Raw genomic sequence first — 3,168 nt, 5'->3', positions numbered from 1 at the left:
TTTTCCATCCCAAAACCGGATGATTTGCCGTCCTACTCGATTGGGATGGAAATAGTGGCAAAAGTGACCTCCTTCCGGATATTCCCATAAGCGATCGCATTCTTTTAACCAAGGTTTCCATCCTTGCAAAGCATTAGAATCAACAATAATGTCATCCTTGCAACCACATACCATTAATGGCACTTGCACTGCTGTTGGTGGTACACTAACCCGTTTATATAGGGAGTGAGGAGAGGGAGAATAAGCTAAATCTTGCTCTAGGATGGTTACTAAACCTTTAGTGATATGGTGATTGTGATGACCAAAGAGGCTCTTAACCATTTGGGTAAGCAACACTTGGCGAGTGCAGGGTAAAAGTTGGAGCTGCACATAGTAGTGGGCTTGCCAGTCAACTGCGGGATTAACACCTACTGATAATAGAGTTAAAGACTGGACTTTTTCAGGATATTTACGGCTATAGAGTAGTCCTACCAAACCAGCAGTGCTGTGGCCCACCAGATGGATAGGATGATCGCAGGTTTTGAGATAGTCATGAAGTAAGGTAAGGGCGATATCAAGAGAAGTTGGTTCATCTTGGTTTTGGCGATACTCCCACTGGCCAACTCGCTTTTGTTTAGACAAATAACGAATTAAAGGCTGATCAAAACGTAGAAAACTTGGACTAACATTCAACCAAAGGATATCAGGCAGAGTAGACATATAGCAAAGGGAGTAGGGAGTAGGGAGTAGGTATCAAAAATTATCACAATTACTAAACGGATACCTATAGCAATTTTTTAATCACAAATCTTCAATAGGGGTGAAGCAATTTTTTATCTGTTGGCAAGTCATTAATGTTGACCGTTAACGATCAACTGTCAGTGGTCAATAGTCAACGATCAACGTAGCTAGCTTTATAAAAGAGAGACGGTTTTCAGGTGTAAGCATTCAGCTATCAGCTATCAGCTATCAGCTATGAGCCAAAGGCCTATGGCCAGGCTACGGTAACAGTTTATGCCCATAGCGCACACTACTTGAGCTGCTTTTGAATAAAATAAGCACCTCAAGCAGCGTGAGCCAAAAGCTCACGGCTGACGGCTGATGGCTGAATGCTTACCAGCTTACAACGGTTGTAAAAACTAAACTCCAAACTCTTGTTTGAGTTGCGCTACCCAAGTTTTTATCCGTTTTTCAGTCAGTTCAGACTGGTTATCGTCATCCAGGGCAAGACCAATAAACTTACCATTTTTGAGAGCTTTTGATTCATTAAAGTCGTACTCTTCAGTCTTCGGCCACTGTCCAACGGTGGTACCCCCCAATTCGGAAATTTTGGCTTCTAGAATACCAATGGCATCCATAAAATTATCAGGATAGCCCTCCTGGTCTCCAGTCCCAAAATAGGCAACTTTCTTACCACTGAAGTTGATATTATCTAACTCTTCAAAGTAGCCATCCCAGTCAGCTTGTAATTCCCCAATATCCCAAGTAGGACAGCCGATGATGAGATTTTCGTACTTTTCAAAATCGCTATTTTCAGCCTCTTCTATTTTATGTATAGTGACGACATCATCACCGCCAAGTCCTGTTTGAATTTCCTCAGCTGCCGCCTCGGTTTTACCGGTTTGAGAGCCGACGAAAAGACCAATTTTTGACATTTTTATTTACTCCTGATTGATTAGGTGCGCTTTCCGTTGGCGAATTAAATTCGCCACGGGTCGCACCTGTTGATTAGATGGTGTAAGAGGAGCATATCAATTTTGTTAATTCCTGATTTCGATCCCCCTAAATCCCCCTTAATAAGGGGGACTTTTGAATCTAATTCCCCCCTTTTTTAAGGGGGGCTAGGGGGGATCTATGTACAGAATTACAAAGATGACATGCTCCTTGGTGTAAGCAATCAGCGATAAGGTATTTTTAATCAGCCTTTAGTTAAAGACAAAGTACTCTTTAACTAAAGGCTGATTAAAAATCTTGCTTAGTGCTGATCGCTGAATACTTACTAGATGGTTGAGAAACTGGGGTTGCTTAATAATGGAATGATTGTAAGAGTTTTTTAGAATGGGCATCAGGCGTGGAACTGGCATCTTGTGTAGAACTGGCATCTTGCCAGTTTCATGCTTATTTTCGCGCGGGCAGGATGCCCACTCTACTTATATTCATTCGAAGATTCAGCAACGCCGAGAAACTAAGTAGTATGCTTGCTGTGCTTAGTGGTTAGCCAGGTAGTACAGAAGCAGTTACGTCTTCGATATCCCCACAGGATACTGACTCAGTCAGTATGGTTTCCTCCAGCATTGGCATCTGTTGCCGACAGTGGCAGCAATACCAGTAAATGCTAGTGGCAGGTGGAGACATCCATCTAGGTTATGGCATCCATCTTTATGAACGCCCTCTAGGTCGTTTCAAGTTTATCACTAAAATTTATCAATAAACTGAGACCAAAAGGAGGGCATATTGTCTGTTCCAATAGTTTCGGTCAAGGTTGCATTTAACCTGGCTGTCACTATGGGACGGATGAACCGTTAGTTATATCTAAGCTAGGGAAAAGAAATAATGGGGTTAGGGTTGACATGGCTTCCTAGCCCCAGACAGCTCCTGTTTTAAGAAGCCTATAGAATGCTCCATCAATTACCTTAGCATTTGTTGAAACTTTTTAGCAACTAATTTAACCCATCAATCCCTGAATCATACTGAAGTTATTGACCAGCAGATAGGCAAAAATCGCTCCTCCAGCGCCACCAACTAGAAAAGCTCCAGCAAACTGACTCCATCCGTCAGCAGTTTGGATAGTTTCTGGTACCTCGGGTACCCTAGTAACGAATGTGGGTCGAGGTACAGTTTGTAGCTCTTTCTTAAAGGTGACTGTACCGTAGATTGATAGGCCGATGGTCGCGATGACAATCAGAGCAATGGCTGCTGTTACACCAGCTAAGTTTGCCGTCTGTGAATCCCGCAACGGTCCTAATTTGGCAAACGGACCAAAGATAAAATACCCATGAGCCATGCCAATTTCTAGACCCCTGGACAGGGGAGAAAGACCGGGACGGTAAATAGGTAGGTTTTTGAGGAAGTTAAGGCTAATATCTGAGGAGTTTATTGGGGTTGCCAAGTCACCAACTTGGGGATTACTCCGAGGGATAATCAGCTCACCTTTTTTGAAGTCAAAACCAGCTTCTTCTCCTCGCGCCA

5 protein-coding genes are annotated in these 3,168 nt (G+C 43.1%); all 5 read right to left on the bottom strand.

Annotated elements, in window-relative coordinates:
- A partial coding sequence (locus F6K20_RS31120) for an alpha/beta fold hydrolase (protein ID WP_287297302.1) occupies positions 1–699 on the bottom strand: 699 nt, incomplete at its 3' end.
- Positions 700–1,118: 419 nt separating this feature from the next.
- Entirely contained in the window at positions 1,119–1,634 is a 516-nt protein-coding gene (gene fldA / locus F6K20_RS31115) for a flavodoxin FldA (protein ID WP_008188393.1), read from the bottom strand.
- A 270-nt stretch (positions 1,635–1,904) separates the two neighbouring features.
- On the bottom strand, positions 1,905–2,081 hold the full coding sequence (locus F6K20_RS31110; protein ID WP_287297300.1) for a hypothetical protein: 177 nt from the start codon (positions 2,079–2,081) through the stop codon (positions 1,905–1,907).
- A gap of 112 nt (positions 2,082–2,193) precedes the next feature.
- Positions 2,194–2,334 carry a hypothetical protein gene (locus tag F6K20_RS31105; protein ID WP_154659918.1) on the bottom strand — a complete coding sequence of 47 codons (141 nt, stop codon included), beginning with the start codon at positions 2,332–2,334 and terminating at the stop codon, positions 2,194–2,196.
- Between the two features lie 310 nt (positions 2,335–2,644).
- Positions 2,645–3,168, bottom strand: a 524-nt coding sequence (locus tag F6K20_RS31100; protein WP_502708901.1) for a photosystem I reaction center subunit XI, incomplete at its 5' end; no start/stop codon positions are given.

This window comes from Moorena sp. SIO2C4 (genome assembly GCF_010672485.1).
GTDB classification, from domain to species: Bacteria; Cyanobacteriota; Cyanobacteriia; order Cyanobacteriales; family Coleofasciculaceae; genus Moorena; species Moorena producens.
Note: the sequence above shows the minus strand (reverse complement) of the source record. Positions and strands in the feature narration are given on the sequence as shown.

What these genes read in the sequence shown, in the direction of transcription:
- fldA (WP_008188393.1), bottom strand. Translation starts at nt 1,634, where the DNA reads ATGTCAAAAATTGGTCTTTTCGTCGGCTCTCAAACCGGTAAAACCGAG.
- F6K20_RS31110 (WP_287297300.1), bottom strand. Translation starts at nt 2,081, where the DNA reads ATGCCAGTTCTACACAAGATGCCAGTTCCACGCCTGATGCCCATTCTA.
- F6K20_RS31105 (WP_154659918.1), bottom strand. Translation starts at nt 2,334, where the DNA reads ATGTCTCCACCTGCCACTAGCATTTACTGGTATTGCTGCCACTGTCGG.